Raw genomic sequence first — 25001 nt, forward strand, 5'->3', positions numbered from 1 at the left:
TTCATCGCACGCTCTCCAGCAGCAGCCTGACGGCGGGCATAGCCTCGTCACAGTTATTGGCGCTCGCGCTAGCGACCTGAGACAGGGCCGCGTCATACTTCTTACCCTTGGCGACGACAGCAGCCTGCGCCGCTGCCCCGCGCTCTTGGGCTGCCAGCGTGGCGGCAGCCATTCCCTCGACGGCGAGGTTCTGCTCGGCAATCGCGCTCCGCAGCTGCGCACTGATGCCCTGCTCCTGCACCAGCGTAGCGCGCGCGGCGTCACGGTCGCCGGCGGCCAGCCACCAGCCTGTGCCGGTTGAGCTGGCCACGACCAGCAACCCGGCGGCCAGCAACATGGCTGTTGCCTTCCAGCTGCCGCTGACGGCACCGGCCGCCAACGTGCCCAGGGCGCTCACGCCAGTACCCGCTTTGCAACCACGAAGAGCGCCAGGCGGTCGGCCAGCCCATTCGTACCGCCGTTGATGCGCCGAGTCACCTTCTCCTGGTCGCCCGCATCGGCTAGAACATTCAAGCCATGCGTCTGCCAGAACCAGCCGGCCGAGCGGCAGGCGTTGACGGTCTGCTCGAGCAACTCGGGCTTGGCCAGCAGATCCAGCCCAAGAGCATTGCCGCAGGCAGTGTAGTTGGTGCGGCCTGTCACTTGGATCAGACCACGGCCGCGATAACGACCACCGTCACCGGCCTCGGAGTTGCCCAGATCGAATGGCAACTGGTTGCGGTCGGTGCGCCCCCGTGGCGGCCAAGCAGCCGTGAAATCGCGCTCATAGCGCAATTGCGACGGCGTTGGCCCCCACAGTTCGCGCAGGTACACCAGTTGTCCGGATTCATGCGCCAGCTGGGACAGGAACGAGGCTTGACGCACATGCGTAGTGATACCGAACTCCTGCATTGCCGCATTGAGTGCAGGTAAAAAAATACCCGCTTTCGAGCGGGCATTAGGCATGATTTCCTGGAGTTGAAACAGAGTCACTGCGCGCATAAACCACCCCGCCCCATCAATTTGCATGTTTGGATCAATTGCATGGCAAGCCTTTCAAAAAAATAGAGCGGCGATCTGCGCAAACTAGCGCTGCCACCCCCCAATGGAATAACACCTCGGGCCAGGCAGGCGCCCGCCCCAACAGCAGAACGGCAGCGGCTCCAACAGTCAGTAATATCCACGTAAGGCGCATGAACAAACGGGTTTTCGGGCACATGGCATTCAATGCCACAAACAGGCCACGCAGCAGCACGATGCCTGCGGCAACCATATCAAGGAACATCATTGCGGATCTCCTTTCTTGCGCAGCCAGGCAAAGGCCACGGGAATCATGACTTGTGCGCCCAACCCCAGGCCAGCAGCCGTCGACAGCCGGATAGCTTCGCCAGCGCTGGCAAGCCATGGGAAGTAATTCACTGCGGCTACCGCTGCGACAGGCGCAAACCAGCCGCCAACCAGAGATGAGCCAATAACACTGCCGGCAATTTTGGGGCCGGACATAGGGGGAAGGTAAGAGAGGGATACAAGACCACCGAATAAGCCAGCCAGCAGCGCGTCGTACTGCACGCCGATTATCGAGCCTGTCAGTGTTATGGTCCCGGCGGCAATAGCAATGCCTACGGTCGAAGAAGCGGGTTCTGGCATTTTTTTTCGTCCCGAATGATTAAAAAAAATGGCCTGCAATTTTAAGCAGGCCACTAAAGATTGTGAGCTTTGGATAAAATTTTGTTATCCCCCGAACACCAGTAACGACACGTTGTCCAACGAGATATATGTCGAGGGAATGACCTCACCATCGGCCAATTTTAGAAAGCCATCCTTGGTCAAAATCAAACGGATCATTCCACCATTTGAAGAGGCCGCAAAGTACCGATCTGCTGCAAGAGCAGGAATATCAAATTTACAGATTGTCCGGCCAGTAGCGCCAAAGGGAGCTATAAGCCCTGAAAAAATGAGCGTATTCAGATAGTACTGACAGGACGGACCGAGCGGGACCGAGTTGGAAAAATTATTCCATGGGGCAGTAAATGCTGGTTTGGCGATAAAATAATTGATCCCGCGAGGGAAAATGGCTTGGTATGCCAGATCATCCGATGCAGCACCCTTGAAATATGGGTCATATTTTACGCCGAGGGCTTGGCAGAAGCTGCGAGCTCGGATGCGAGACCCATCTGCATTTGGATGAACTTTATCGGCGTAGTAGCGACCTGTACTGTTCAATGAACGATCGCCACGAACCATCGCAAAGCCGCGCATCTCACAGAAATCGACAATCGCGTTGACATAGTCTGTATAGGTATAGCCTGCAATGATGATAGGCCATGCAGATTCATCAGCGCGCTCCGGGATTTCGATCAAGAACTTAGCTAGCTGAACTCCTGCGCGAATTCCATCAACTAGCCTGCCCAACTCCAGCACAGCATCATTGGGCGACAAGGCTTTGAGTGAGCTATAAAGCAAATTCGTACCGAGTGCGATTGCGAAAAGGGTGGGTCTACCTCCACCATAAATATTGCAGTGCGCGACGATTTCCGCAAGTGCTGAACCTGAATTAAAGTCCTGATAGGCAGTCCCAGATTTTCCGGCCACCATTACATTACAACCCTTTTCTGAATATCTTTGGGCAATGATTCCACACACCTGAATAGACGATCCTGATGCCGTCAAAGTTAAAACATCATCAATTGAACAGGTTTTCAAAAGCTGTGTACGCACATACCGTATGCCGGAACCAGATACCGACAGTGCAGGGCCAACAGGAAGTCCATTCATGGAAACTTGAAGAGATGCTCCAGCACTTGCATCGGCATCGACAATCAGCCCAACAAAAGCAATTTCTCGCTGTGTAATTCTGATTGATTGGCCAACCCCCAATGACAGTCTGGAGCTGACAAATCCGGCATTCACCAAGGTACCTTGGGCGGTTATGCCTGGTTCCTTCACGGCGTTTTCCATATCCAATCTGGACGCGTAGCCAAATCCAGAAGCCGCACCGAATCCACGCGCCTGATGGTTAATCAACGACCGCGACAACAACCAGGAGAATTGCTGCGCCAATACGCTAACACCTACCCCAGCAGTCTTGCTATCTCCGAGAAGAAAAAAATTGGATGGGTAAAGACCAGATAGTATGAAATCATGAACACTCTCTGCATTAAAGTCATATAAATCGATCTGCCGATCAATGGTATTCCCCTCATTTCCGATGTACTTTGCGCCATCGGACGCGGCCAAGTCACCAGCAACCACACCTTGATAAACGCGCCAAAAAATTGAATCTTGAATGAATTCATTGCTGGCCAAATGGTCAGTGACGCAGATGTACCAAGTACTACCAACCTTCACTACATTCTTCATCACGTAGCTGCTGCCTGCGAGCCAAGCACCACGGCTAACGATGCTTTGAATGGTATAAATGGCCCCAGCCAATGTCTTCTTTCTGCGCCCCATACGGTCAGTGGCCTCTAAATCCGGCGATGTCGCTACCCTCTCCACATGCTGCAGGTCCGCACTTGCATTCTCCAAACTTCCAATAGTAAGGGCGCTCATTTAAAATTCCTTATCACTAATATCCGCCAAAAGGCGCCTTGTTTAGAAAACTTAATTAACGACATCGTCGCGCTCAGGAACACTCTCATAATCCATCGCGTAATAATCGTCCGAATAATTTATTGCTCGTATGGTCGGATACTGCGCATCTGACAAGTCAATCTCTTGGACCAGATAAGCCATGGCCCCGCGCGCACTGTCGGCCGCGAAGCTGTAGATGGTGCGGATGCCATCCCGGCCATACGCCGTCACCACCGCTTCATTGGGCAGCGCCTGAAGCACCACCCTGTTGGCCGCACTGCCGGCCCGACATCCCATGCTTTCCAAGCTGCCATCGCGCCGCATTAGCACGATGCTGTGCGGCAGGCCTGGCGCAAAGACTACGTCCTGACTCAGAGTCAGCTCCAGGCCGGCCTGCCCCACAACCTCTCCGTCATACGATTTAAATCGCGTGTTGTCGACAATGTCGACGCGGGAGTTCGGCAGCAGGGCCCGCGCATCGCTGGTGGTACTGGTTTCGATGGTGATGCGCTGGCCAAGCAGCTTGTGATACTCGCGGTTGGCCCGCAGCCAGGCCTGGGCGAAGCTACGAATACCGGGAATCTCGAATTTCTTGACCTTGGTGTGGCTGCCATCGAGCGGTAGAGTGATCGTTTCCGACTGCAGCGAGTCCGGGTCGACATACACGAACTCGACGCCGTCATAGTCGGCATCGTTGGCGAATGCCCTGGTGATCGTTTCCGACCTCGGCTTCTTGTTCCGGTGGGTGAACAACGCTGTGCTGGCAGACTGGGCACGGTCGAGCGCCAGGCGGATCTTGCCGTTCTGCCGGTAGGCGATGCAAAAGCCTGCATTGGCGATCATGATCACCGTTTCCTCGAAACTGGTGTTGTCCGAGTCAAAGGTGAAATTGAACTGTCCCACATCCGGGCGCCATGCATCGAGCTGCTGCTGCACAGCCCAAATCTGCCGCATGTCCACCTCGCTGGCCAGGTCGCGCCGGCCGATCAGCGGGTCGACCGCCACTGCCGCAATGATGTCGACCAGGCGCGAGGTGGCGGCGATGCTGCCGGCCACGTGGCGCCCGTCCGCATCGAAGGCACCAGAGAACGCCGCACCGTCATAGACAGGCAAGCAGCGCGAAGCCAGGCAGTTCAGCTGCCGCGTCTTCATCGTGGTGGCGCGCGCGGTTGCCTGGGTCACCGTATGCACTGTGGTCTTGTTGCCGAACTCAGCCCTGTCGACCGGCGAAACGGCATACACGTCCTGCCACTTGATCTCGTCGACGATGGTGCCCTTGAACGCATAGTCATATTGGCTCACGCGCCGCATGCGCACCCTGGCTGGCCCAGTCCAGGCCGTGCGCCGCTCGATGGTTTCGGCGCGCTCGTCTTGCACCGCACCAGCCAAGCTGCCCGAAACGACTTCCACGGTTCCGGTGGGCACCAGGGCTGCTGTCAGTTTCTCGATCTCGATGGCAAACGTCACCGTTGTAGCCGTCTTGCCACCATCGTCGCGGAACATGCCAGTCGGCGCCACGACATTGCACCAGACCTCGGTGCGATCCTTGCCTGGCAGCGTCACCCAGTCCGTAAAATCGCTGACGTCGGCCAGCTGCACGCGCACGCCACTGGCAGTGTAGTCGGCCGGCCAGGCTACACCCAGCAGTTCGACATAGCCGTCGTTAATGGCGCCGATCTCGTAGCTGCCGCTATAGTCGCGCGCCGCCGCAAAACTGGCAGTGGTCGATTCTTCGTCGACCACTGCCCCGGCCACAACCAGTGTCGCCGCGTTAGGTTTTGCCGTCACTGTACGCGGGCCATTGTTGGACGCGGTACCGCCCACCGTTACTACATCGCCCACGGCGATGGCGGAGAACAGCGCCGCGCCAGCTGAATCGCGCAGCGTTTTCGTGGCGGCCGTAAAACTTGCACTGCCCAAGGTCGTCACGACCTTCGCCGCGCCGCTGATTGTCAATACATCGCCCAATGCTGCCACCGCATTGAAGTTAGGCTCCTTGTTCAGCTGCGTCAGGCGATTGCCATGGTCAAACGTGTAGATGCCAGATACCGGAAGCTGCACCTGATTCAAAGCTTTAAGTGTGATGCCATCCACCTCGACCGCGCGCCGTGCCGAAAGGATATTGTCGATGATCGGATCGCCAATCTGTAGCACCGGCTCCCCGCTGTTGGGCGAGGTGAATGGGGCGTAAAACGCTGCGCTGGCGCCTCGGATGTCGGCAATCAGCGTGTCGCCATCCTGCACCTCATCAATGTCGTAATAGCCGCGCCCCACGCAGTAGTAACCATACTCGAATTTGCGATGGCCGATGTACTTGGTATAGGTCGGCATCATCAACGACGGAATCGACAGCACCGTGCCATAGATGTCCTCCACTCGCTCCAACAGCCTTACCTTGTTCTCCCGCTGGCCCAGCGAGTTATTCGGGCTTTGCTGCGTACGGTTGACGTTGCCGGGCATGACCGGCTTTGGCATCAGCACCATAGCAGCCACCGCCATGACCGCCGCGATCACGTACGGTATCCACGCGGCCGGAATGCCGGGCGACTGCAGCACCACATACTCAGCGCAATCGCTGGCCAGGATCGCCTCGGCATCGTGGCTGATCTCCGTCGCGCTCGACGGCTCGCCGGCGAAGATCTGCACGGTCACGCGCGGCGCATCGCCATAATGGTCCAGCAGCCAGTGCGCCAGGCTCTCAGCCTCGAACAGCAGCGGCGCCACCGGCGCGAACGGGGATTCAAACAAGCGGATGCGCGTCATTTCTTGGCCCAGTACTCAATCAGGGGATAGGCGTCACCGATCACCGATAACTCCTCGTAGCGGTTGCCGTCGGCCATGGCATGCAGCACCCTGCCCTCGTAAAACACCCCACAGTGGTGCAGCCCCATGGACTGGGACTTACCCATCAGCACGATGCAGAAATTGCCTGGTACGTCGATCTGGGCGAATCCTGCCGGGGATTTATGCAGGGCGATGCGAAACGCGCTGGCAATCGCCCGGATCGAGCTGTTGATGGTGCGGTAATCGGTCACCGTCTGCTGCAGTTCGCTGGCATACACATCGGCCACCAGTTGCCAACATGGCGGCGCATCGTACTGGCGCCCCAGGTAATCATTGACGTTCATAAAAATCCTCTCAGCATGGGAATTTCGCGCGGCACATACAGCTCGCCGGTGCGGGTCACGTTCAGCCTCGGCGAGACGGCGCTGATGCCGGCCGCGCCCAGCATGTAGGTGATGCTCTCGGCCTGCAGCACGGCAACCGCCTGCGGCTCGCTCAGGTTGTCGCTCAGGTACTCGCGGTACACCACGCGCACCTTTTCTGTCGTGGCCAGCGGCACGCGGTCCATCTCGGCCTGGAACTGATCCTGTTCGGCCGCCTCGATCAGCCCCAGGCGAATATCGAACTTCTGATCGAGGTGCCCCTGGCTGCCGGCAAGCTTGGTCTCAATATTGCAGGGCTGCATGGTGACGACGCTACCGTCCTCAGTGGTCACCTGGCCGGCGTAAGGCTCACGCCACAAATAAAAAGCCCGGCTCATGGCCGGGTGACTGATCTGTATCGTCTGGATAGGCCAGACTGCCTGCGGCGCCGATGCCAGGAAGCGCCGCAAGCGGCTCCCTATGTCTATACTCATCAGAAATCCAATACGTTGGTGTCGACGTTAGCGAACTGGGCCAGGCGGTCAAGCAGCTTGTTCGAGTCGTCACCATAGGTCGAGTAGACATCGATCAGCGCTGCAGCATCCACTGCAGTCATGTCGTAGACCTTGCTCTCGGCCTCAACGACAAAAGCGACCACCATGGCGGTACCACCAGTACGGCTGGCCGAGTACGTCCCCGGCAAGATATTGACGGCATGTGCCTCGGCCCCAAAACCGCTATCGAGCGGCATGTCGAAGGTGATCGCGCCCTTCAAAATGATGTGGTGAAAGAACGCTGTCCAGACAGAAAACTTCAACTTATCCAGTATCAGCGTCACGTTAAATTGTTGTGGCCCCCGGCCGTAATCCAAGGCATAGCGCGCGGCACCGCCTGAGACCTCGGTGCGCATCACGCCACCGGGGCCACCGTGCGAATATGCGGCGACCGTGGGCGTCAATCCTGTTGGTAGTGTCGGCATCAGCCTCGGCTCCTTTGCGTATTGAAGTTTCGACCCATGCCACGGCTTACCTTACTGTTCGGGTCGGCCATCTGCGCCGCCACCGAGCTGACGGCATCCTCCACGATCAAGGCCCATTCATCCTCGGACACGCGCTGCGTTTCCTTGATGCGCAGCGGTGAGCCGGTGTTGACCACCGTCCACTTCACATCACTTGCGCTGCCACTGCCGAGCTTGTTATTCGGGATGATGGTGCCGTGCGATGACGGCTGGAAAATCTCAGGACCTTTTTCGCCAACGATGAAGGCGCCACCGCTCCAGACCGGACCGCCCTTCTCGCGCATGCCGGCAATGGCCATGCCTGCCACCATGCCGGCACTAGCATAGCCAGTTACACGAATCATCGTCGCCATGGGGATGCCGAAGATGCCCAGCTGGGCGCCTGCCTTGGCCGCTGCCACTTCGGTGTTGAGCAGGATCTCGGCCACGGCAATCGCCTTGCTGGCCAGGAATGCTGCCTTGCCCAAAGCCGACTGCTCCTTGCCAGCCTGCTGCATCAGGCCATATAGCTGATCAGCCGCATTGCCGGCTGCGCCCAGCGACTGCATTTGATACGATGATTTCATTTCCAACATGGCCAGCTCGTGCCGCTCGTTTTCCTCCTCGATCAGCCGGTTGCCTTCCATCGTGTTTTCCAACTCAGCATCACGAAACGCCTGCAGGTCCTTCAGGCGGTTGGCGTACTGCTCGTTTTCCACCTGCTCTGGTGTACGCAATGATTCCCCTATCTGCTGGGCTACCGACTGCGTCGCCGCCTTGTTGACCTGCGTCACTTGGTTCTTGCCGTCCTGACGAAACAGATCGATGCTTTCATCGCTGATGGTGCCCTTCTCGCGAGCCTGCCGGATCTTCTCTTCAATATCGAGCTCGATGCGGCGCTGCGCCGTCAGCTTGGCGCTCTCCAGGGCCGACTTGCCGTACAGCGTATTCTCGAACTGCATCTGGCCGATGGATTGGCTCTGCTGCAGGTTCCAGTCCTTCATTACCTGGTTCAGGTCACTTTGCGCCTTCGACAGCCCCAGCTTCAACATCGCCGCGTCCTGGTCGGCATCCTGCTGCGCCTTCGCCTTTTTCGCCTGCAGGTTGATAATCGCCTGCTGGTCGTCTTCGCGCTCCGACTCCTTGGACGTGCGCGCCTGGTGCGCCCGCAGCGCTGCGATCTCGGCGTCATATGCCCTGAGCGTAATGGCCAGACCGGATTCCAGCGCCTTTTGCTGGTAATCGTTGTAGGTATCGAGATCGATCAGATCCTGGCTGCGCAGTTCCGCGATGTACTTATTGCCGAACTCCAGCGCGCTTTGCTGTTTAGCTAGTCCCTCTTCCAGATCTTTTAAGCGCATGTCGAGCAACTTCTTAGCGCGCGCAGCAGCTGCCTCCAGCTCCTTTTCACCGGCGTAATTCAGGACATTCTGAGGCTCTTGAGGCTCCTGAACTTTAGGTTTTGCACCCGTTTCTTTGCGCTTGGCAATCCGGCCAAGTACTGATTGTTCCATTAGATTGGCCGGCTTGTTCCAAAGATCGTCCAGATCCTGATTGGCGGCCTCGACGATCTTGTTTCGCTCATCAAGGTCTTTCTGAAACTCATCCCAAGATGACTTGCCCTGGACGCCATTGATAATGACGCCATTAAGGTTAAGGTTTTTGGCGGCCGACGCGACTACCTTGATGTCCGAATAGACCGACTTGAAGCTGCCTGCTGCCGTCTGCAAAATGCGGGGTATTAAAACAGCTACGTCCACCACCCGCGCCAAGCCGACGGCAAGGTCATCACTCCATGTAGCAACGTCCACTCCATACAGATCCTCAGCACCCGATTTCAGGTCAGCAAATGCCTCGACAAAATCGGTCATTGCCGGCAGTGCATCGCTCACAATCTGAGTGACAAGTGCCTGATGTTTCGTCCGCAAAAAACCTAACTGGTCTTGATAATTGGCAGCCGCTGCTGCGGCATCGGCGCTCACCCCTTTGAAGCGGTCCAGATGATCGCTCACGTCGTTCATATAGGGAAGCAGATCCGCGCCAGATTTGCCGAGCGCATCATTGATCAACGCCACCTTGCCAGCACCGTCACCGTAGTTCTGCAGGCGTTTCGAGATCTCGATGAACGTGGCTGAAGGGTCCTGATTCTTCAGGTCCTTGGTCGACATGCCAAGCGCTGTCAGCGCCTTGCGCACCTTGCTGCCTTCGTCGTCGACACTCACCAGCCCTTTGGATAATTTCACCAGCGCGCCATCCACCGCGCCAAAATCGGCGCCGGTGGCCGAAGCGAGCTGCTGCAGGCGCGACAGGTTCTCGACCGAGGACCCGGTTTTCTGCGCCATATCATCGAGAGCGGCCAGCGCATCGATCGCCTCATTGGCCGCTCCCACCAGCGCGTCCACCGACAACGCTATACCAACCGCTGCCAGCGCACCTACCACCAAGTCGGCTGCGCCCTGCATGCCTTCCATGGCCGCGCCGGTATCCTGCCGGGCCTGAGCCATATTGGCCTGGAAACGAGCAATGTTCGCCTCAAGTACAACAACGAGCGAACCCATAGTAGCCATAATTTACCTTTCTATGATGATGGGCGCTTGCCAAAAAGTGCGGCTCGCATCAGTTGTCCGTGTGCCACTGGGTCTGCGAGCAAGACAGGCTCGGCCTCGTCCGACGAACCGCCAACTTTGCCCCAGTGAATGAAATCTGACGACAAGTAAGGCTCACGCCGTGTATTGCTGTTGCGGTTGATATTTGCCAGCAAAGCGCTGGCCACTCCGTGCCGTTGATCGGCTACCAGGTCGCCAAACGGTTCAAGCTCGTAGTAGGCCATCCACTCGGTAAACTCAGCTGAAGATATCTCCAGCTGGGCCTGGCGCACCGACTTGCCTAGCTCTTTGGCGAGGCGGAACCAGAATCGCCGCTCTGGTCGCTCCCGGAGTTTTTTGCGGCATCCGGCCCCGACTTGGAACCCAGGCCGTTCAAGCGCATGGCTACCTCGGCAGGGCCATCGAGCGACGCCGCCGACTTCGCCTGCAGCGCCTCGATGTCGCCCACTGTGAACAGCCGCACGCCGAACTCATCGACGATGGTGGCCGCCAGCAGAGCCGCCGAGAAGCGCCCTACCGGCACGCCCGCTTCGGAGGCAATAGAAGTCCGGAAGGCATCTCGCTCCATACCCGTCATGGCGCGAATACGCACCGTACCGCCCCAGGCTGGTACTGGCAGGTCTTCATGTTTCAGGTCGGCCGCGCCCAGGATCGCCGATTTGCTCAACAAGCCGCTCATGACCACACCACCTTGCCAGTTACCTTGGTATCGATGGTGCCCTTCAGAACGGCGTTGACGGCACCGGCAACAGGCATTGATTTGACCAGGATGTCGAAGGTTGCCACCACATCATCTGGAAAGGTCAGCTGCAGGCTGGTCCGTTCGCCGCTGACGTGCGCGGCGCGCAATGCCATTTGGCCAGGGTCGCCATGAAGCGATTTTGCTTCCATGCTGAATTTGCCGTTGTCGACCAGGCCGCTGATGTATTCCATTGCCTCGCTGTCGAGGTCGGTAACGTCGATATCGGACGCCGCGCCATCGAGGCCGTTGTAGGAAATGACGCCCTTGATCTTGGTCCAGACGGGTGCAAGCGCAGTCCCCGTATTGATGGCCAGGTCACTACCCTGTGCCGAAATACCACCTGTTGCCATAAGTAACTCCTCAAAAAAAAAGCCGCCAATCGGCGGCCCAAAACAGGGATGACTGGTTAAGCGCTCAGGCTTAGCCGGTCAGTTCGATACTGCACACGGTACTGCGTCGTCAGCATGCAAGCCTGGCCGTCTGTGTTGGCAAACATGGGGGCTTTCGTGCCCTCCTCCCATATTCCCAGCAAAGCGTCTGCCTTATAGGACATCAGCAGCGGGTGCGCGACCTCCATCACGCTGTCCGCCTGCTGGTCGGGCACATCGCTGCGCGTGATAACGCTGACGAGGATTTGACACTCGCGGATCACTTCGTCGGCCAAGTCGCCATCAACGCCTTCGTCGCCGCGATGAATTACCAACACGGGGCTTTCCTCGCGGCTGAATGCTACCGAGAGTGACCTTTCGACCTGAGCCGGAAACAATGGTGCCGCCGCCAGCAATGCCATGAGCTCCTGGATGAAAATTTCGCGCAAGGTCATGGGGCCACCTTTTCCAGCAACGCAGTGACGAATTCACCACCGCCGTTTGCCATCGGCGTCTGCCGCACCTTGTACTGCCCGCCAGCGACAGTGATCATGAAGCCACGCTTCAGCTCCACGGCGCTGGCCAGGTACTCAATGCTGTAGTCGGTGGTATGCACCATGCCGTCGAGCACTACCTGGTCGGGCCGCTTGAAACCGCCCGAGAACACTACCAGGTCGCCAACTGGCGGCTGATAGCTGGCCTCGTCAAGCATGCCCACACCTTGGAATGCGCTCCAGAAACGCTCCGCATGAAATGACACGGTAGGCCTCGCTTATGCGCTGACCGCGCCGCCGTTCAGGCGGACGTAGCCGACCGTCGACGGGTTTGCCGCCACCAGCGTGGCCACGCCAATGAGGTCACCCTTGGCGGTATCGCTATCACAGCGCTTGTTGACATCGTCCCAGTAGATCCGCGCGCCAATCGCCCAGGCCTGGGCGCCGGTCTTCGGCAACATGAATACACCATCCGTCACGCCCTCGACTTGCGCACCAGCTGCGGCATCGGTGGAGGCAATGGCGAACAACGCACCGACTTGAAAACCGGAGCCGCTCAACAGGTCATAGGGCGCCGGCAGCGTCAAGGTATTGCCTGGCTGTACAAAATTTTTCATCTCGATTCCTTGCAAAGTAAAGTGGGGCACCACCGCGAAGCGATGGCGCCGCTTGACCAGCGCTTAAGCGCCGGCGTTTTTCCACAGGCCGCGGTGGTCGACCACCTTGGCCGCGAAGTCCAAGCGCGCCTTGACCTTCATGCCGTCCACGTCGAAACCGATTTCGTTCTCGATCCAGACGCCTTCGGCGCCATCGAGCCAACAGTATTCGACGGTATCGATCTCGCCGCTGTTCGATGCCAGGTACCACGCCGTCGGGCTATTGCCGTCCAGCAGAGGCTCGACAATCGGTTCGACCGCCGTGCGGCCGCCGGCGCGGAACTCATTCACGTCGCCTGCCTTGGCCGGCACGTAGTTGCTGCTGGTGTACTGGTATGCCAGCTGCTCTTGCGCCGTCGGCACGATCAGGAAGTTCGGCACCACGTTCAGCTCTTCGCCGGCCAGGCCTTTCTGCAGGCGCATCTGGCTGCGGCCCTTACCCAGCGCCGCCGCCGAAATCGCGCCAGGATCACCGAGGTTGCCATGATCCGCGCTGAACAGCTGCTTGCCGTCGCCCATGGCTGGGTTGCCGGTGAGCTGTGCGTACACCAGGCGATTTTCCAGGCGGCTGGCCGAAGCGCCGAAAGCGGCAACCAAGCGGTCCAGGGCGCGCAAATCATCGTTGACCAGGGTCTGGCGCGATACCGCCACGATGCGGCCATACGTCACCACGCCGTAGGTTTCACCGGCGTCGTTGATGGTGCCGTACTGATACTCGCCCGCTTCATTGAGTTTCAGCAGGTCCGGTGCGCCGCCCATTTGCACCACTTGCATTTTCTTGAAGTCTGGCGCATTCGGGGCACGGCGCGCCCACAACTTGTAGGTGCGCTCGGCTTCCGCATACGCCTGGCGCAGGCGCTTGTTCAGTACGTTCGACAGGATGGCCGGGAAGTCGGACGTGGTGTGCATGGCACGGCCGGCAATCTCGATGCCCGACAGGCCGCGCACGTTGACGCCAGCGTGATCGAGCGTTTCTTCAGCCATGCGCAGCAGCGACATATGGCGGTACTGGCGCGCATGCTCAGGCAGCGCAACGCTTGGGTTCAGGCGATGCACGATGGCGTCCGTGATCGCGGCACGGCGGTTATCCGTCTCGTCGCTGACAGTCTGGATATGCGCGCCAGAGCGCGTCGGCGTAGAAGCACTGCGTTTGGCTTTTTCGCGCAGCACGGCCAGGCCTGCGCCTTCGGCCGTCATGTCACGGTTGCCGATCAGTTGATCTGCGTAGGCCGGCTCCAGGCCGCCCAGGGTGACGGCCTCGCGGATACCGCTTTGACGCTCGCATTCCAGGCGCGCGCCCTCGGCACGCGCCTCATCGAGCGCGCGCTGGTTGATTGCCGACTGGCCTTGATCGCCGCCGGCTGGTGGCGCCGACGTCGTGTTGTTTGCTGCACCTGGCATGGTGTTTTCCTCTCTGGTGTGATCGACGGCGGCTGCCGGCGGGATAGTTGATGCTGGAATACTGCGGGTTGAAAAATTACAAGGGGCCATGCGCACAGCCGGCCCAGTGTTCGGCTTGGACGGATCATCGCTACGCACGCCGCAGTCGGCGTCGGCGCCGATGGGCACCAGCGACACTTCGGTCGGCTCCCAGTCGATGGCCACATAACGCCACGACTCGCCGTCTTTCATGGGCGGGATGCGGTCATAGGCATACACGTTGTAGCCAACCGAGACATTGCCGATGATCTTGTCGACCACATCCTGGTAATAGGGCTCGACGTCGGCGCGCTTGGAAAACTCCACCGTCGCATGGCCTTCGTCACCGGCCAACGTGGCGCTGCGGATCACGCCCATCACCGAGCTCAAGTCCCAGCGCGAATGGGTGTTCAACAGCGGCGCACGGCCGGACTCGAAACGGCCCATGCGCACGTGCTTGGGATCGAGGCTCAGCTCCTCGATGTAGTAGCGGTCGTTGTACCAGTCATAGCGGCGCACGCCGGCGCCGGCAGTCCACACCAGGTCTACGGTGCGCGTATCACCTTCCGGCACATTGATGGGCGCCAGGCGCGTCATCATCGGCATTTGCAATACTTCGGTTGCGGCATTCGGATTCGGCATAATTTCCTCAAAAAAAACCCGCTGGGGTAAGCCAGCGGGCTGCAAACAACATAGGTGGAACTACTCGACGCCCATCACAGCGGCGGCCGTTGCCGCGTCGATCAGCTTACTACTGACGGCAGCATCTGAATCGCTCAGGATGCCAAGCTCCGTCATGCGTTTGCGCTCCTTCGCGATTTCGGTAAATACTGCTTCCGGGTCATCGCCGCGTGACCGAATCGCTTCGGACAGGCTTTGCAGGGTGCCGCGTATGGCTTCCTTGGTACCCAGCACTTCCTTGTACGGGTCGACGTATTCCAGTTTCGGCATAGTCCAGACAAAGCGCCGCGATGGCGTCTGCTGCGCACCGGCTAGCCTGGCAGCCTGCTGGAAACGCTGCGCAATTGGGTTCAGCACCATCGGCACCAGGCACAGCCACTGCTCCTGCTTGATGCGCTGTCGGAACTCCACCAGACCAGCGCGGATCGAGCTGTAATTGACGCGCGACAAGTCGCCCGTCAACTGTTCGTAGGTGACGCCAGCGCCAACTGCAATAGCGTGCAGCTGCGTGGCAGCATATTCGCCATAGCCGCTGAATGCCGCCGGCGCCCCAAAGTCGACGCTCTCGGCGTTGTTCAGGTACTTGATCATGCCCGGCGCGACCTTCTCGTTCGCACCGGCATTGCTCTGCACTTGGCCCAGGCGCGCCGATTCATTATCTGTACGCACGAAGGCAACGAAGCAGGCCTCGATTTTCTTGCGCACCAGCTCGGCCTGCTCATAGTCGCCCAGGTCACGAAGTCGCATCAGCGACACGGCAAATTCCGGCATCCCGCGCACCTGCGAAGGACGCCGCTTGCGGTAGTAGTGCAGCACCTCGCTGGCCGGCACACGCTTGCTCTGCAGACGGTTGCCGCCGATGATCAGCACCTCACCCGGATGTGAGGGAAACAGCCAGTAGGCAAGGCGCTGGCCGATGACGTTGTATTCCACTCCAGCAATGGCATAGTTGCCGTTATCGAGCGGTCCGGTCTTGAGCGTATCGAGGTGATCAGGCTCCAGCACCTGCAGCTGCAACGGCACCACCAGGCCGTCTTCAGGCGTGCGCCAGCGAAAGCGGATCAGCACCTCGCCGCTTTCGTAGCGTGTACGAGCCGCCAGCTCCATCAGACCATTGAAATCCAACTGGCCGTCTGCATCGCAGTACTCGCACCAGTCATCCCAAAGCGCCTGGTCAGGCGCCTTGCCGACGATACCGATGCCGACCGTGTTGGTCACCAGTGCATTCAGCGCGGCGCTGGCGTACTCGTTATTGCGCACTGCTTCGCGGGCGCGGTTGCGCACTATGGACAATGCCGGCAGTACCTCTGCGTTGGCACTACCGCTGCCTGCGCGCCAGCCATCACCCCGCCGCCCCACCTTGGCCGCTTCGTAGGCCCGCGCCATCTCCAGCGCCATACGCGCCTGCGTGCGCCGCACGCCATGGCCGGGACTGATGAAGTTGACGGCACGGTCGAGCCAGTTCATATCGGTCATCGCACCCATGTCAGTCCCGCGAAAAAACCGTCAAAGTCGCCGGGCCACGGTTGGACATCGCAGGCGCCACCAGTGCGCCAGAGGCCATCAGTTGGTTCTTGACCATTTCATAGGCCTTCGTCAGATCGGCCATATTGCGGTAGGTAACCTTCTTGCCGTCATACTCAATCGACAGCTCGCCGCTGCCGATGGCCGCTTCCAGCGCAGATAGTTGTTTCAGTGTAAATGCCATCGTTTTTACTCCAGCCAGTTATCGGTGCCGCTGAGCCAGTCGTCGTCGTGGTGCTGCGCGACGGCCACAGCGGGCGTTGGTTTTTGTGCAGACGTCTGCACTGATGCTGTCGGGTTCTCGATGCCGGCCGGCGCTTCCGCCGCCTGCGCCCCCACCGGGATCGGAGCCCTGAACAGGTCGCCAATGACCGGTTCGACCATGCTTTCCAGCTGCGTCCAGTCAGCGTCGCGCATGGTGTCCAGGCGTAGCAGCGGATGAAACGCCGCCGCGAAGGCATACACAAACAAGTCGATAACCTCATTGCGCCGCCCCCCCAGTTTGCGGTAGGCCCTCTTGGTCGAGTCATACACCTCGGCAGTCAACTGCTCGAAATACTCGTCCGACAAACCCAGCGGAAAATGGATAAACCGTTCTTCCGGCGCGGCCTCTTCGTCCGAGGCCAAGTAGTTGAACAGCAGTGACTTGGCGGTATCGCTACCCACCAGCCATAGCTGCACCCCGCCCTTGATCGTCCTGCCCTTGTGGTTGACATCTTGTATCGACGGACGGCCAATCACCGGCTTGCCGCTGACCGATGCGCCTTTTACGGCAAATACGCCGGCATGCCGGTATAGCCTGGCGTAGTGATACACCTCATGCGTATGGTGACCACCGGAGTCGATGGCGCAGGCCTGAACCCGCATCGAGACGCCGAAGCTGTTTTCTATCGGCCGTTCGCGTATCACCGTCAAACGCGTCCATACATCGTCCTTCGCCGGATCGCCATCGATGATGTTGTAATCGATCACCCAATGATGCTTGCCCCTGCCGAAGCCCAGTATCTTGTACTCCAGCCGGTTGCCTTGCACGTCGACGGACATCACCAGGGCGAGACAGCCGACGGGGATGGTACGCAATTCGTAGTTTTCGCGCCGCTTGGCGATCTCGGCACCCTTGATCTGCCCACTCAAATCCTCCCAGCACTCGGCCAGCTCGTTGTTGACGAACACCTTCAAGGCGACAGGGTCGTTTGCCGCAGCCTCGAATTCACCGGCAAGCACGTCCCACGCACGCCATCCAAGCGGCGCGTACATACTCGGCAGATGAAAGCTGGCCACGCCGGGTTCGCCCACCGCAGTCGGCAACCAGTGGGCGTTGATGTAGCCCTTCGTCTTCCAGACCGATTCGGTATTCAGGACGCCGCAGCACTCGCAGGCGTACGCCACTTTCCCCGGCTGGCCCTTGGGCCACTTCATGTTCGGCCACTTGAAAAACTGTGGCGCGCGGCAATCCGGGCAATGCACCATGTAGTGCTGTTTATCGCCCCGCTCGTAGTTCCGGTCGATCGCCGAGGCGCCCTTGATCGTCGGCGTGCTGTTGCCGAAGATGCGTGCCTTCCTGCCAAAGTTACTGGTGCGCTTGCGCGCCAGCTCTTCGGGGCTACCCTGGTTGCCGATATCGCCGGCATACTCGTCCATCTCTTCGAGCAGCACATAGCGCATGGTCGACGACTTCAAACCACCAGGCCGGTTTGCACCGATCAGCTGGATGAAGCCACCCGGAAACTTCTTTCGGCGCTTGGTGTTATCCGCGCCCTTGATGCCAGCATCGAGCACCCGCCTGCGCAGCGCCTTCGTCGATTCGCGCATCGGCTCGAAGCGCGACAACTCCCACTTTTCCGCGTCCTCCACCGTGGCGAACACGGCGAGGATATTGCCGGCCGCACTGGTGATGCTGTGGCCTATGAAATTTTCACCCAGAGCAGAGCCGCCCAACTGGTGGCCCTTCTTGAGATACACCTCGCGGTACTTGCTGCTGGGCGACAGCGCATCCATGATGCCCACCAGATACGGCGTGCGGCTGTTGCGCCAGGCGCCCGGCTCCGGGCTGTCTGGCGGAAGGATGCGGTTGTCTTGCGCCCAGTCGCTGATCGACTGTTTGCTATCGGGCAGAATTGCTTCACCGATGGCACGCAGGAATTCGTCCGTTGCCCCCATCTAATCCTCCGACTCGGCCACCAGCTGGCCGACGTCAACGCTGGCCAGCGCAGCGGACAGTTCGCGGTCCAGCAATTCCTCGCAAACATGCGGATCGGTCTCGGCAGCCAGCTGGTCCTTGATACGCGCCGCCACGTTCAGTACGGAATCGCGGATGGCGCGAAACGAAGTGAAGGCGATGCGCTTGGCATCGTCGACGTTGATCAATTGCCCGAGCAGCTGTTCGTACTCCAGCTGGTGCTTGGCCGCCACATAGTACTCACGCTTTGACCTGTTCTCGCGGTATTCACTGGCGCTCTTGTCGCTGCCGGTTAACTCTTCGGCCACCGGCTTGTCGGTCTCTTCCCCCGCCGGCACAGCAAAAGAAATTTCTTTTTGAGCCAGGGGTGTGGCGGCTTCAACGGCGCTGACCGCAATGCGCGACGCATCCGTGTTGACATCCCACTCACGATCCGCAACAGCGGCATCAATCTTCTTGTCCGCGTTCGCATTGATTCGGCCAGCACGCAGTGCTTTTTGTACGGCGCCCAGGCTCACGCCGCGATGACGGGCGTACTCTCGATATCCCATCAGCATAGTGACTACCTCAGTGACTGCGGCAGTGACTACCAGAGTGACTACCCTGTGTGACTACCCTTTTAAAAATTCTCCGACGCCGGACAAACCGAGCGCGAATTTACCCATGCGCGGTAGGCTCGGGGAAGGACCCTGGAAAATCCTCCGCCCCCTCGATTGGGGCATTTCGAGCCGCGTCGGGCGGTTCGGCCTCGACGGCCCTACTACGTGGCGACCAGACCGGCCGGTAGCGGCATCAGCTTCGCAGTGCTGCTTCCCATGCGCTGATCAGGTTCGCCTCCAGGTTCGCCGTGATAGTTTCCATGGCGATGGCGCTGAACTCGAACCGCTTCTTATACACCGCATCGGTGGCAAATCTGATCAACGGCGTGATGTGCCGGTTGTCGTTGGTCCGGGCATAGATCCCTGCTGGCAGCTTCTGCCCCTTGGGCGTACCTTTGAAGAATCGCTTGCTCGATGCATTCGTATTCAGATCCTTAGCAATTCGCATGATCTTGGCCTTGCTCATGTTCCCGTACTGATTGAGCTGCATGCCCGCGCCAGGCAGCGCGATCTGAGGCGTACCGCTATCAGCAAACTTCTCCTCAAATGTCTTGAAGGCACGCCGCCCGCCAGTTGCCTCCTCCATCAGGTACTTCGCCTGTATATCTTTCACGAAGATGCGCGTGCTGAGCGTTGCCTTGGTTGCCGCGGTCACGCCGACCGCGCGCTGAGTGAAAGGCGTCGGCCTGTCGAAGATCGCCTTGATGTGCGCAGACTCGGCCGCTGCTGTTTGTCGCGCAGTTTGGGTCAGTGCCTTGGCAACGGCGAACGGCATCTGCCGCTTGCCCGCATCGTCCAGCCTCGCCATCAACTGGGATAGACCTTGCAATTCAATCGTTGGCATCGAAACCTCATGAAATGGAGGCGTTGCATGCTGCTACCCTGGAGGCGTCGATGTGCAAACGTCTGCACAAAACGCCCACCAGAAACGCGCCCGCCCTGTGGTTGATGCGTGCGCCCTAGGGCACTATCATCAACACAAATAAAAAAGCCCACCGAAGTGGGCAAGCACCAGAAACGAATGTATCCCCCGCTATGGAGCGGATCGAGATAGATCACCTCTTCCGCTGTTGAGAAATCGTCTCGTTAAACGCAAAAAAGCCCGCTTATGCGGGCTTTAGGCGTTACTGCTGCGAGAATAACCGAAATATACACCCGCTGTAACAGCCACGTCAAGCTATTGCAAAAACTCCTCGACCACGCCATCGGCAACAAAGCTTGGCGCGAGGCGGCTATAAGCCATCTGCTCAAGCTCCCGCACATGCCCGTGCATCTTTGTCGAGGCCCGCTGGTAGGTCATGTGGCTTGCGCCGAATGACTTGGCCAGGTCTCGCACCGTGATATCCAGCTGCTTATGGTTGGCGAACAATCGCCCCAGCATGCAGTCGACTGCATGCGGGTTCAGCCCAGGAAACATTGGCCGGAACCAATCCGCCAATCCCTTGATGGCCTCGATGCGCTCGACCGAGAAGGCAAAGCGACGCCGGCCATCCACATCCTCAAAGTCCGTCTGCCCGTACTTCGCCTGCAGCACCCACATTTCCGTCTTCGGCAGCCGATGCTTTACCGCCTGCAGCACCATGGCACACTGGGCGCGCACCTCGTTGCCATCCAGTCCGCCGAAGTTAATTGTTCCCGATGCCGCACCGCGCAGCTGCTCCAGCCAGGAACGCTGCCGGCCGTTCAACTGCACCGACTGCATCGCCTTGATCAGTGCTGCCCGTAACGGTGCATCTTGCTTTGCCTCCTGGGCCATGATCAGGAACGACACATGCACCGCCTGCCCCACGTTTTCAAATACCGCCTCTTCCGCTTTCACTTCCATCGCCTAGCCCCTTTTCTCGTTTTCAATCGCCTGCTGATCCAATGCTGCCTGCCATGCCACTTCTCCCATCCTCCTCAAATACGGTTCCGGCAGCGCATCCGGGTCATCCCGGTTGACGCTATTACCACGAGCGTCCTTGCCGATCCGAACCCGGCGTCCCGGCGCATATCCAAGCTCATGCCCATCCTCCGCTGCGTAAAACACCCCTGGCTCCTTCAATCCCCTCCTGATCTGCTGGTCAATGTGGTCACGCCCAAATACACGGCGCAGTTCATCGACCCATGCCGCTGAAATGGGCATCTGCTCCCTCATGCTTCCCTTACTCATATCGCTCTCCTGCTGTTTCGTCCGACCTCAAAAAGGTTGGCCAAAAGGTTGGACGGCTGAAACCCGCACGTTTGCTTGCTTTGCCAACCTCCCAACCTACCCAACCTATTTCTCGGTTTGACTGGAAAGGGGTTTATGGAAAAAGGCCACACACGCGCACGTATACGTGCGTGCGTACGCATGTGCGCTTGCGCGTCCGGGTTGGCGAGGTTGGGAGGTTGGCGGTGCCGCATTCCATGCGGGTTCCAGCCGTCCAACCTAAAATTAGCGAGGTTGGACGGATGGTCCAGCCTGGCCGAAATGTCCGAACGTGTCGCCTGCAATTCCGCCTTTTCCGCCTGCGCACGCTGCGCCCACGATCCCTGGCAGACGATTGCTGCTACATCGCCCATGACGTTAAATAGGAAGCGCATCAGCGTCCTCCTGTGCTACTCCGGTTGCGTCCGTTGCGGGCACCACTGGCCGCGAATAGAAGCGCTCACGCGCCCCTGATGTTTCCCGGTCCTTCTTCCAGCCCAGCTTGCGCATGATCGCGCCGATACGCATGGTCTCCAGCTTGGCTGGGCCCAGCTTCGATATCTCGAAGTGCAGCCCACGCGTCAGCAAGTCCAGTACGGTCACGCGATCAATACGGCCGTTCAACTTTGGTATGCCCTCGGCATCCAGGCCTTCCAGGTAGCGATAGATATGGCCATGCCACGGGTCGGGTATCTCGCGGTTTTCCTGCTCTGGCGAGATCAGACGGTCCTGCTGGTCGCGCGTGGGATACCACAGCACGCCGGCATTCATCATTGACACCGCCTCGCCGAACAGCTGGTCGCGATCCGTGATCAAGGCGTCCATATCGATGCGGCCGGTGGCCACCGGCCAGAAGCGCCGGTTGCCGGTCGTGTCCTTGAAATACTCGCCCTCGTTGGTCGTCGCCGCGAAGGCGCAGCGGCGCGGCATGTTCTTCATGCGGCGGCCGTACGGCTCGCGGAACCTATCGACGGTCGACGACATGAACGCCTTGATGGCGGTGACCTCTGACCTGTTGAACTGCTCCAGCTCGGCCACCTCGTACAGCAGCACGCCCTGGATCGACAGGTAGCCGTCCTTTTCGCCCATGCGGAAAGGCGTGTCGGCAAACCAGTCGCCGCCCAATACCTTCAGCGCGGTCGATTTGCCCTCGCCCTGGCCACCCTCGAAAACGGGCGCATGGTCGTGCTTCACCCCTGGGCGATACGCACGCACCACCACTCCCACAAAAAACATGGTAGCCACCAGGCGCAGGTATTCGCTGTCGACGCAGCCCCAGTATTGCGACAAGGCCGAAGCCACGCGCGGCACGCCATCCCACATGGCGCCGCAGCGGTCCATGTAGTCGGTGACAGGGTTGAACGCATGCTCGCGCGCGGCTTGGGCGACACCGCGCTCGATGTCGCCGATGGCGGCCAGCAGCAGGCTATGGTGCTGCGACAGGTACACGCCGAGGTGGAAATCGTCGCCCTCAGTCCATTCGCCCGGTTCGCTGCGCCATGGCGTTGGCCGCCGCTTCACCTGCAGGCCGGAAAACAGGTCCAGACCCACCAGGCCGATCAGGCGCGGATCGCCCTGCATGACCATGTACACATTCTCCCTGCAGCCCTTGACCCCGCCGTTTGCCGTCTGGATCAATTGCGCCCGCAGCTGCTTAGGCGACATGCCCGCGCCAGCTGGCAAAGGGGTAGATCCATCGGCAGGCAAGGAATCCATTTGCTCGTCGATCCAATCAGGCACGTCATCCTCGGCCTTGGCCGGCGCCGCGACTGGCTCGGCCACAGGCTCTGGCTCGGCATCTTCGCCGCGCAGCTTCGTCACCCAGGACATCACCTCGTCGACGCCAGCGCCGCCATCGATCAGGTCAGCCACGTCCCAGCCATCGACCACTTCACCAGGTGCGGGAATGTCGACGAAAAACACCGTGCAGCCCAAGCCGCGCAGGATGCCGGCGACCTTGATCATCGCCGCCATGCCGGGCTGGTCCGCTTCCGGCATCAGCTCGCCGGCCCTCTTGTGCTTTTCCTTGTACCGCTTGGCGTCGGCATCGGCCCACAGAATGACCGTGCGGCCGGCCAGCGGCGTCCAGTCGATTTTGTCCACTGCCTTGCTGCCGCCAACCCAGGACACCGCGTCCAGCTCGGCGGCAAGCATGTCGTGCGCTCGGTCGGTACATTTCTCGCCTTCAATCACCAGTACCGGCAGGTCGGGCCGCATCGGGCCGCGCAGGTACAGAGGACGAGGAACCGGAAACGACATCCATCGCCACTCACGGTGATTCGTGACAGGGTGCTGCGCGAAGACGCACGGCAGCACTTCCTTGCCGCCGTCCGAGGTGGTGAAACGATAGATCACGCCCAGCAGCTGGCCGCCCTGGTCACAGTATTCCCAAGATGTATCGGGCTTGCCGCGCACCACGTGCGCCTTCGGATACGGCCCTGCATCGGCCGGGACGGGCAAAATCGGCGTCCAGGGCGTCTTTATTTTCGCCTCGGAAACTGCCTGTACCCCTTTGTCCGCTTGCGCGGGCGCGCGACTGGGGGTGTTTTTCGGCCTGGCCGAAACGATAAGGCGCGTTGCGCCAGGGGAGGAAAAATCGGATGGCGTCAGCGTGATGCCCAGCTGCGCGGCCAGATCGGCGCACGCCTTGCCCTGCTTCACGCCGTGGATATGCGCATAGAGGGAGATGAGATCAGCGCCGGCTACGCCGTCGTCGGAAAAATCAGCCCATACGCCAGCTTTATCGCCTTCGAGCCGGATACGCATTGATTTGCCGGCTTCGCCGGAGGAAGAACCAATACAGAACTCGATACCTTCACGCACGCCGTTCGGGAACCAGGAGTTCAGCAGCGATTCAATGGAAAGAATGGCCGCGCTGTTGACTGCGGCAAAATCGTCGAGAGTCACGCGGTACGCACCTTCGCCTTATGCGCAACGCGCTGGCTACCGTAGCGGGATGGAATCTGCGCGTAGTCCAGAGCACCTTCGCGCACCAGGCCAGCACGCGCCATATGGCGGGCGGACAATGGCGCCTTGGATGGCACGTAGCGCGGCCCTGCGACTTGGCCTGCCGGTGCTACCTTGGCTTGAGTCGAGCGGCCAACAAAATCCCAGCCTTTTTGCGTCACCACGTAATCACCAGCCTCACGGCACACCACATGACAACGCATCAACGAGTTGATGATTTCACGCTCAAACGTGGTAATGGGGCGCGTCCACATCATAGCGTTCATCCAGCCCTGTAAGCCGGTACGGCCGCCCAGCTGGACCAGCTTACGAAAGGCAAGATCAGGGCGCGTTCCAGCGCGCGGGCCAAAATGCGCACTCATGCAGCACCTTCCTGGCCGGCATCCGGCTTGCAATACACGCGAATGCTCATCGCCATCATTTCGGACAGCGATTTATGGATGCCATCCATGATGGCGTCGAGTTCCGCGCGTTCCTTCTCATCGATTTCATCGTCGCCATCGATGGCAGCCTCGAAACGCTCGGCGAAGCGCCCCAGGCGGATATAGACCTCGCGGAACTTCTTGGCGATGACTTCGTTACTGTCCGACAGATCCGCTGGTAATTTAACGAAGGTGCCACCACTCGATGCCGCTACAGCTTCGGCAAACAGAGTCGTGCTTGAGAATGCCTGCAACTGCAGGGCCGTATCAACAGCGACGCCTTGGCCCTTGCGTTCATAGACGCGGTTTTCCAGTCCGTTGCGGCTCATGCCCAAGGCGGCTGCAATTGCATCCCAACCGCCAGGAAATGCCTTGATCATGGCAAGGTACGATTTTTTAATTTTCACAACATTTCCTTCTTCTTGGTGGTTGTTCTTGTTACGCGGTCAAGCTACGCTTGCGATATGAAAATTGATCCT

Annotated in this window: 26 protein-coding genes; all 26 read right to left on the reverse strand. The window is 59.4% G+C overall.

What is annotated here, in order from left to right:
- Position 1: 1 nt before the first annotated feature.
- The 26 genes from KO538_RS04295 to KO538_RS04420 all read right to left on the reverse strand — a co-directional run bounded on the left by KO538_RS04295 (position 2) and on the right by KO538_RS04420 (position 24929).
- Positions 2-397, reverse strand: a complete 396-nt coding sequence (locus tag KO538_RS04295) for a hypothetical protein (RefSeq protein ID WP_219327548.1) — start codon at positions 395-397, stop codon at positions 2-4.
- Positions 394-945 (reverse strand): glycoside hydrolase family 19 protein, encoded by a 552-nt coding sequence (locus tag KO538_RS04300; protein WP_257620151.1) that lies wholly within the window; start codon positions 943-945, stop codon positions 394-396. Before KO538_RS04300 ends, KO538_RS04295 begins: the two co-directional genes overlap by 4 nt.
- 70 nt (positions 946-1015) lie before the next feature.
- Positions 1016-1267 (reverse strand): hypothetical protein, encoded by a 252-nt coding sequence (locus KO538_RS04305; RefSeq protein ID WP_219327550.1) that lies wholly within the window; start codon positions 1265-1267, stop codon positions 1016-1018.
- Positions 1264-1626, reverse strand: coding sequence for a restriction endonuclease (locus KO538_RS04310; protein WP_152615262.1), 363 nt, complete (start codon positions 1624-1626; stop codon positions 1264-1266). Before KO538_RS04310 ends, KO538_RS04305 begins: the two co-directional genes overlap by 4 nt.
- Positions 1627-1710: 84 nt before the next feature.
- On the reverse strand, positions 1711-3531 hold the full coding sequence (locus KO538_RS04315; RefSeq protein WP_219327551.1) for an SGNH/GDSL hydrolase family protein: 1821 nt from the start codon (positions 3529-3531) through the stop codon (positions 1711-1713).
- Between the two features lie 51 nt (positions 3532-3582).
- Entirely contained in the window at positions 3583-6315 is a 2733-nt protein-coding gene (locus KO538_RS04320) for a host specificity factor TipJ family phage tail protein (protein ID WP_219327552.1), read from the reverse strand.
- Positions 6312-6680: a hypothetical protein gene (locus tag KO538_RS04325; RefSeq protein ID WP_219327553.1), complete on the reverse strand. Its 369-nt coding sequence runs from the start codon at positions 6678-6680 to the stop codon at positions 6312-6314. The genes KO538_RS04320 and KO538_RS04325 overlap by 4 nt, the downstream gene beginning before the upstream one ends.
- Positions 6677-7192, reverse strand: coding sequence for a hypothetical protein (locus tag KO538_RS04330; RefSeq protein ID WP_219327554.1), 516 nt, complete (start codon positions 7190-7192; stop codon positions 6677-6679). Before KO538_RS04330 ends, KO538_RS04325 begins: the two co-directional genes overlap by 4 nt.
- The gene (locus tag KO538_RS04335; RefSeq protein ID WP_219327555.1) at positions 7192-7677 is read right to left on the reverse strand and encodes a hypothetical protein; all 486 of its coding nucleotides are present in this window, start codon (positions 7675-7677) and stop codon (positions 7192-7194) included. The genes KO538_RS04330 and KO538_RS04335 overlap by 1 nt, the downstream gene beginning before the upstream one ends.
- Entirely contained in the window at positions 7677-10253 is a 2577-nt protein-coding gene (locus KO538_RS04340; RefSeq protein ID WP_219327556.1) for a hypothetical protein, read from the reverse strand. The genes KO538_RS04335 and KO538_RS04340 overlap by 1 nt, the downstream gene beginning before the upstream one ends.
- A 328-nt stretch (positions 10254-10581) precedes the next feature.
- On the reverse strand, positions 10582-10980 hold the full coding sequence (locus KO538_RS04345) for a hypothetical protein (RefSeq protein ID WP_219327557.1): 399 nt from the start codon (positions 10978-10980) through the stop codon (positions 10582-10584).
- Entirely contained in the window at positions 10977-11393 is a 417-nt protein-coding gene (locus KO538_RS04350; protein WP_219327558.1) for a phage tail tube protein, read from the reverse strand. Before KO538_RS04350 ends, KO538_RS04345 begins: the two co-directional genes overlap by 4 nt.
- 56 nt (positions 11394-11449) lie before the next feature.
- Positions 11450-11866, reverse strand: a complete 417-nt coding sequence (locus KO538_RS04355) for a hypothetical protein (protein ID WP_219327559.1) — start codon at positions 11864-11866, stop codon at positions 11450-11452.
- A complete protein-coding gene (locus KO538_RS04360) occupies positions 11863-12171 on the reverse strand; it encodes a hypothetical protein (RefSeq protein WP_219327560.1) in 309 nt (102 codons plus the stop codon). The genes KO538_RS04355 and KO538_RS04360 overlap by 4 nt, the downstream gene beginning before the upstream one ends.
- Before the next feature lie 12 nt (positions 12172-12183).
- Entirely contained in the window at positions 12184-12522 is a 339-nt protein-coding gene (locus tag KO538_RS04365) for a DUF2190 family protein (protein ID WP_219327561.1), read from the reverse strand.
- Between the two features lie 63 nt (positions 12523-12585).
- Positions 12586-14622, reverse strand: a complete 2037-nt coding sequence (locus KO538_RS04370) for a prohead protease/major capsid protein fusion protein (protein ID WP_219327562.1) — start codon at positions 14620-14622, stop codon at positions 12586-12588.
- Positions 14623-14682: 60 nt separating this feature from the next.
- Positions 14683-16146: a phage portal protein gene (locus KO538_RS04375; RefSeq protein WP_219327563.1), complete on the reverse strand. Its 1464-nt coding sequence runs from the start codon at positions 16144-16146 to the stop codon at positions 14683-14685.
- Between the two features lies 1 nt (position 16147).
- The gene (locus tag KO538_RS04380; protein ID WP_219327564.1) at positions 16148-16369 is read right to left on the reverse strand and encodes a phage head-tail joining protein; all 222 of its coding nucleotides are present in this window, start codon (positions 16367-16369) and stop codon (positions 16148-16150) included.
- A 5-nt stretch (positions 16370-16374) separates the two neighbouring features.
- Positions 16375-18345: a phage terminase large subunit family protein gene (locus tag KO538_RS04385; protein ID WP_219327565.1), complete on the reverse strand. Its 1971-nt coding sequence runs from the start codon at positions 18343-18345 to the stop codon at positions 16375-16377.
- Positions 18346-18921, reverse strand: a complete 576-nt coding sequence (locus KO538_RS04390) for a hypothetical protein (RefSeq protein ID WP_219327566.1) — start codon at positions 18919-18921, stop codon at positions 18346-18348.
- 235 nt (positions 18922-19156) lie between these two features.
- Positions 19157-19807, reverse strand: a complete 651-nt coding sequence (locus KO538_RS04395; protein WP_219327567.1) for a hypothetical protein — start codon at positions 19805-19807, stop codon at positions 19157-19159.
- Between the two features lie 333 nt (positions 19808-20140).
- Entirely contained in the window at positions 20141-20788 is a 648-nt protein-coding gene (locus tag KO538_RS04400; RefSeq protein ID WP_219327568.1) for a hypothetical protein, read from the reverse strand.
- 3 nt (positions 20789-20791) lie between these two features.
- Positions 20792-21115: a hypothetical protein gene (locus tag KO538_RS04405; protein WP_219327569.1), complete on the reverse strand. Its 324-nt coding sequence runs from the start codon at positions 21113-21115 to the stop codon at positions 20792-20794.
- Positions 21116-21511: 396 nt separating this feature from the next.
- The gene (locus KO538_RS29620; protein ID WP_219327570.1) at positions 21512-24040 is read right to left on the reverse strand and encodes a VapE domain-containing protein; all 2529 of its coding nucleotides are present in this window, start codon (positions 24038-24040) and stop codon (positions 21512-21514) included.
- Entirely contained in the window at positions 24037-24462 is a 426-nt protein-coding gene (locus tag KO538_RS04415; protein WP_219327571.1) for a hypothetical protein, read from the reverse strand. Before KO538_RS04415 ends, KO538_RS29620 begins: the two co-directional genes overlap by 4 nt.
- Positions 24459-24929, reverse strand: coding sequence for a YmfL family putative regulatory protein (locus KO538_RS04420; protein ID WP_219327572.1), 471 nt, complete (start codon positions 24927-24929; stop codon positions 24459-24461). Before KO538_RS04420 ends, KO538_RS04415 begins: the two co-directional genes overlap by 4 nt.
- Positions 24930-25001: the final 72 nt, after the last annotated feature.

Source organism: Janthinobacterium sp. NKUCC08_JDC (assembly GCF_019345575.1).
GTDB classification, from domain to species: Bacteria; Pseudomonadota; Gammaproteobacteria; order Burkholderiales; family Burkholderiaceae_D; genus Janthinobacterium; species Janthinobacterium aestuarii.

What these genes read in the sequence shown, in the direction of transcription:
- KO538_RS04300 (WP_257620151.1), bottom strand. Translation starts at nt 945, where the DNA reads ATGCCTAATGCCCGCTCGAAAGCGGGTATTTTTTTACCTGCACTCAAT.
- KO538_RS04305 (WP_219327550.1), bottom strand. Translation starts at nt 1,267, where the DNA reads ATGATGTTCCTTGATATGGTTGCCGCAGGCATCGTGCTGCTGCGTGGC.
- KO538_RS04310 (WP_152615262.1), bottom strand. Translation starts at nt 1,626, where the DNA reads ATGCCAGAACCCGCTTCTTCGACCGTAGGCATTGCTATTGCCGCCGGG.
- KO538_RS04315 (WP_219327551.1), bottom strand. Translation starts at nt 3,531, where the DNA reads ATGAGCGCCCTTACTATTGGAAGTTTGGAGAATGCAAGTGCGGACCTG.
- KO538_RS04320 (WP_219327552.1), bottom strand. Translation starts at nt 6,315, where the DNA reads ATGACGCGCATCCGCTTGTTTGAATCCCCGTTCGCGCCGGTGGCGCCG.
- KO538_RS04325 (WP_219327553.1), bottom strand. Translation starts at nt 6,680, where the DNA reads ATGAACGTCAATGATTACCTGGGGCGCCAGTACGATGCGCCGCCATGT.
- KO538_RS04330 (WP_219327554.1), bottom strand. Translation starts at nt 7,192, where the DNA reads ATGAGTATAGACATAGGGAGCCGCTTGCGGCGCTTCCTGGCATCGGCG.
- KO538_RS04335 (WP_219327555.1), bottom strand. Translation starts at nt 7,677, where the DNA reads ATGCCGACACTACCAACAGGATTGACGCCCACGGTCGCCGCATATTCG.
- KO538_RS04340 (WP_219327556.1), bottom strand. Translation starts at nt 10,253, where the DNA reads ATGGGTTCGCTCGTTGTTGTACTTGAGGCGAACATTGCTCGTTTCCAG.
- KO538_RS04345 (WP_219327557.1), bottom strand. Translation starts at nt 10,980, where the DNA reads ATGAGCGGCTTGTTGAGCAAATCGGCGATCCTGGGCGCGGCCGACCTG.
- KO538_RS04350 (WP_219327558.1), bottom strand. Translation starts at nt 11,393, where the DNA reads ATGGCAACAGGTGGTATTTCGGCACAGGGTAGTGACCTGGCCATCAAT.
- KO538_RS04355 (WP_219327559.1), bottom strand. Translation starts at nt 11,866, where the DNA reads ATGACCTTGCGCGAAATTTTCATCCAGGAGCTCATGGCATTGCTGGCG.
- KO538_RS04365 (WP_219327561.1), bottom strand. Translation starts at nt 12,522, where the DNA reads ATGAAAAATTTTGTACAGCCAGGCAATACCTTGACGCTGCCGGCGCCC.
- KO538_RS04370 (WP_219327562.1), bottom strand. Translation starts at nt 14,622, where the DNA reads ATGCCGAATCCGAATGCCGCAACCGAAGTATTGCAAATGCCGATGATG.
- KO538_RS04375 (WP_219327563.1), bottom strand. Translation starts at nt 16,146, where the DNA reads ATGGGTGCGATGACCGATATGAACTGGCTCGACCGTGCCGTCAACTTC.
- KO538_RS04380 (WP_219327564.1), bottom strand. Translation starts at nt 16,369, where the DNA reads ATGGCATTTACACTGAAACAACTATCTGCGCTGGAAGCGGCCATCGGC.
- KO538_RS04385 (WP_219327565.1), bottom strand. Translation starts at nt 18,345, where the DNA reads ATGGGGGCAACGGACGAATTCCTGCGTGCCATCGGTGAAGCAATTCTG.
- KO538_RS04390 (WP_219327566.1), bottom strand. Translation starts at nt 18,921, where the DNA reads ATGCTGATGGGATATCGAGAGTACGCCCGTCATCGCGGCGTGAGCCTG.
- KO538_RS04395 (WP_219327567.1), bottom strand. Translation starts at nt 19,807, where the DNA reads ATGCCAACGATTGAATTGCAAGGTCTATCCCAGTTGATGGCGAGGCTG.
- KO538_RS04400 (WP_219327568.1), bottom strand. Translation starts at nt 20,788, where the DNA reads ATGGAAGTGAAAGCGGAAGAGGCGGTATTTGAAAACGTGGGGCAGGCG.
- KO538_RS04405 (WP_219327569.1), bottom strand. Translation starts at nt 21,115, where the DNA reads ATGAGTAAGGGAAGCATGAGGGAGCAGATGCCCATTTCAGCGGCATGG.
- KO538_RS04415 (WP_219327571.1), bottom strand. Translation starts at nt 24,462, where the DNA reads ATGAGTGCGCATTTTGGCCCGCGCGCTGGAACGCGCCCTGATCTTGCC.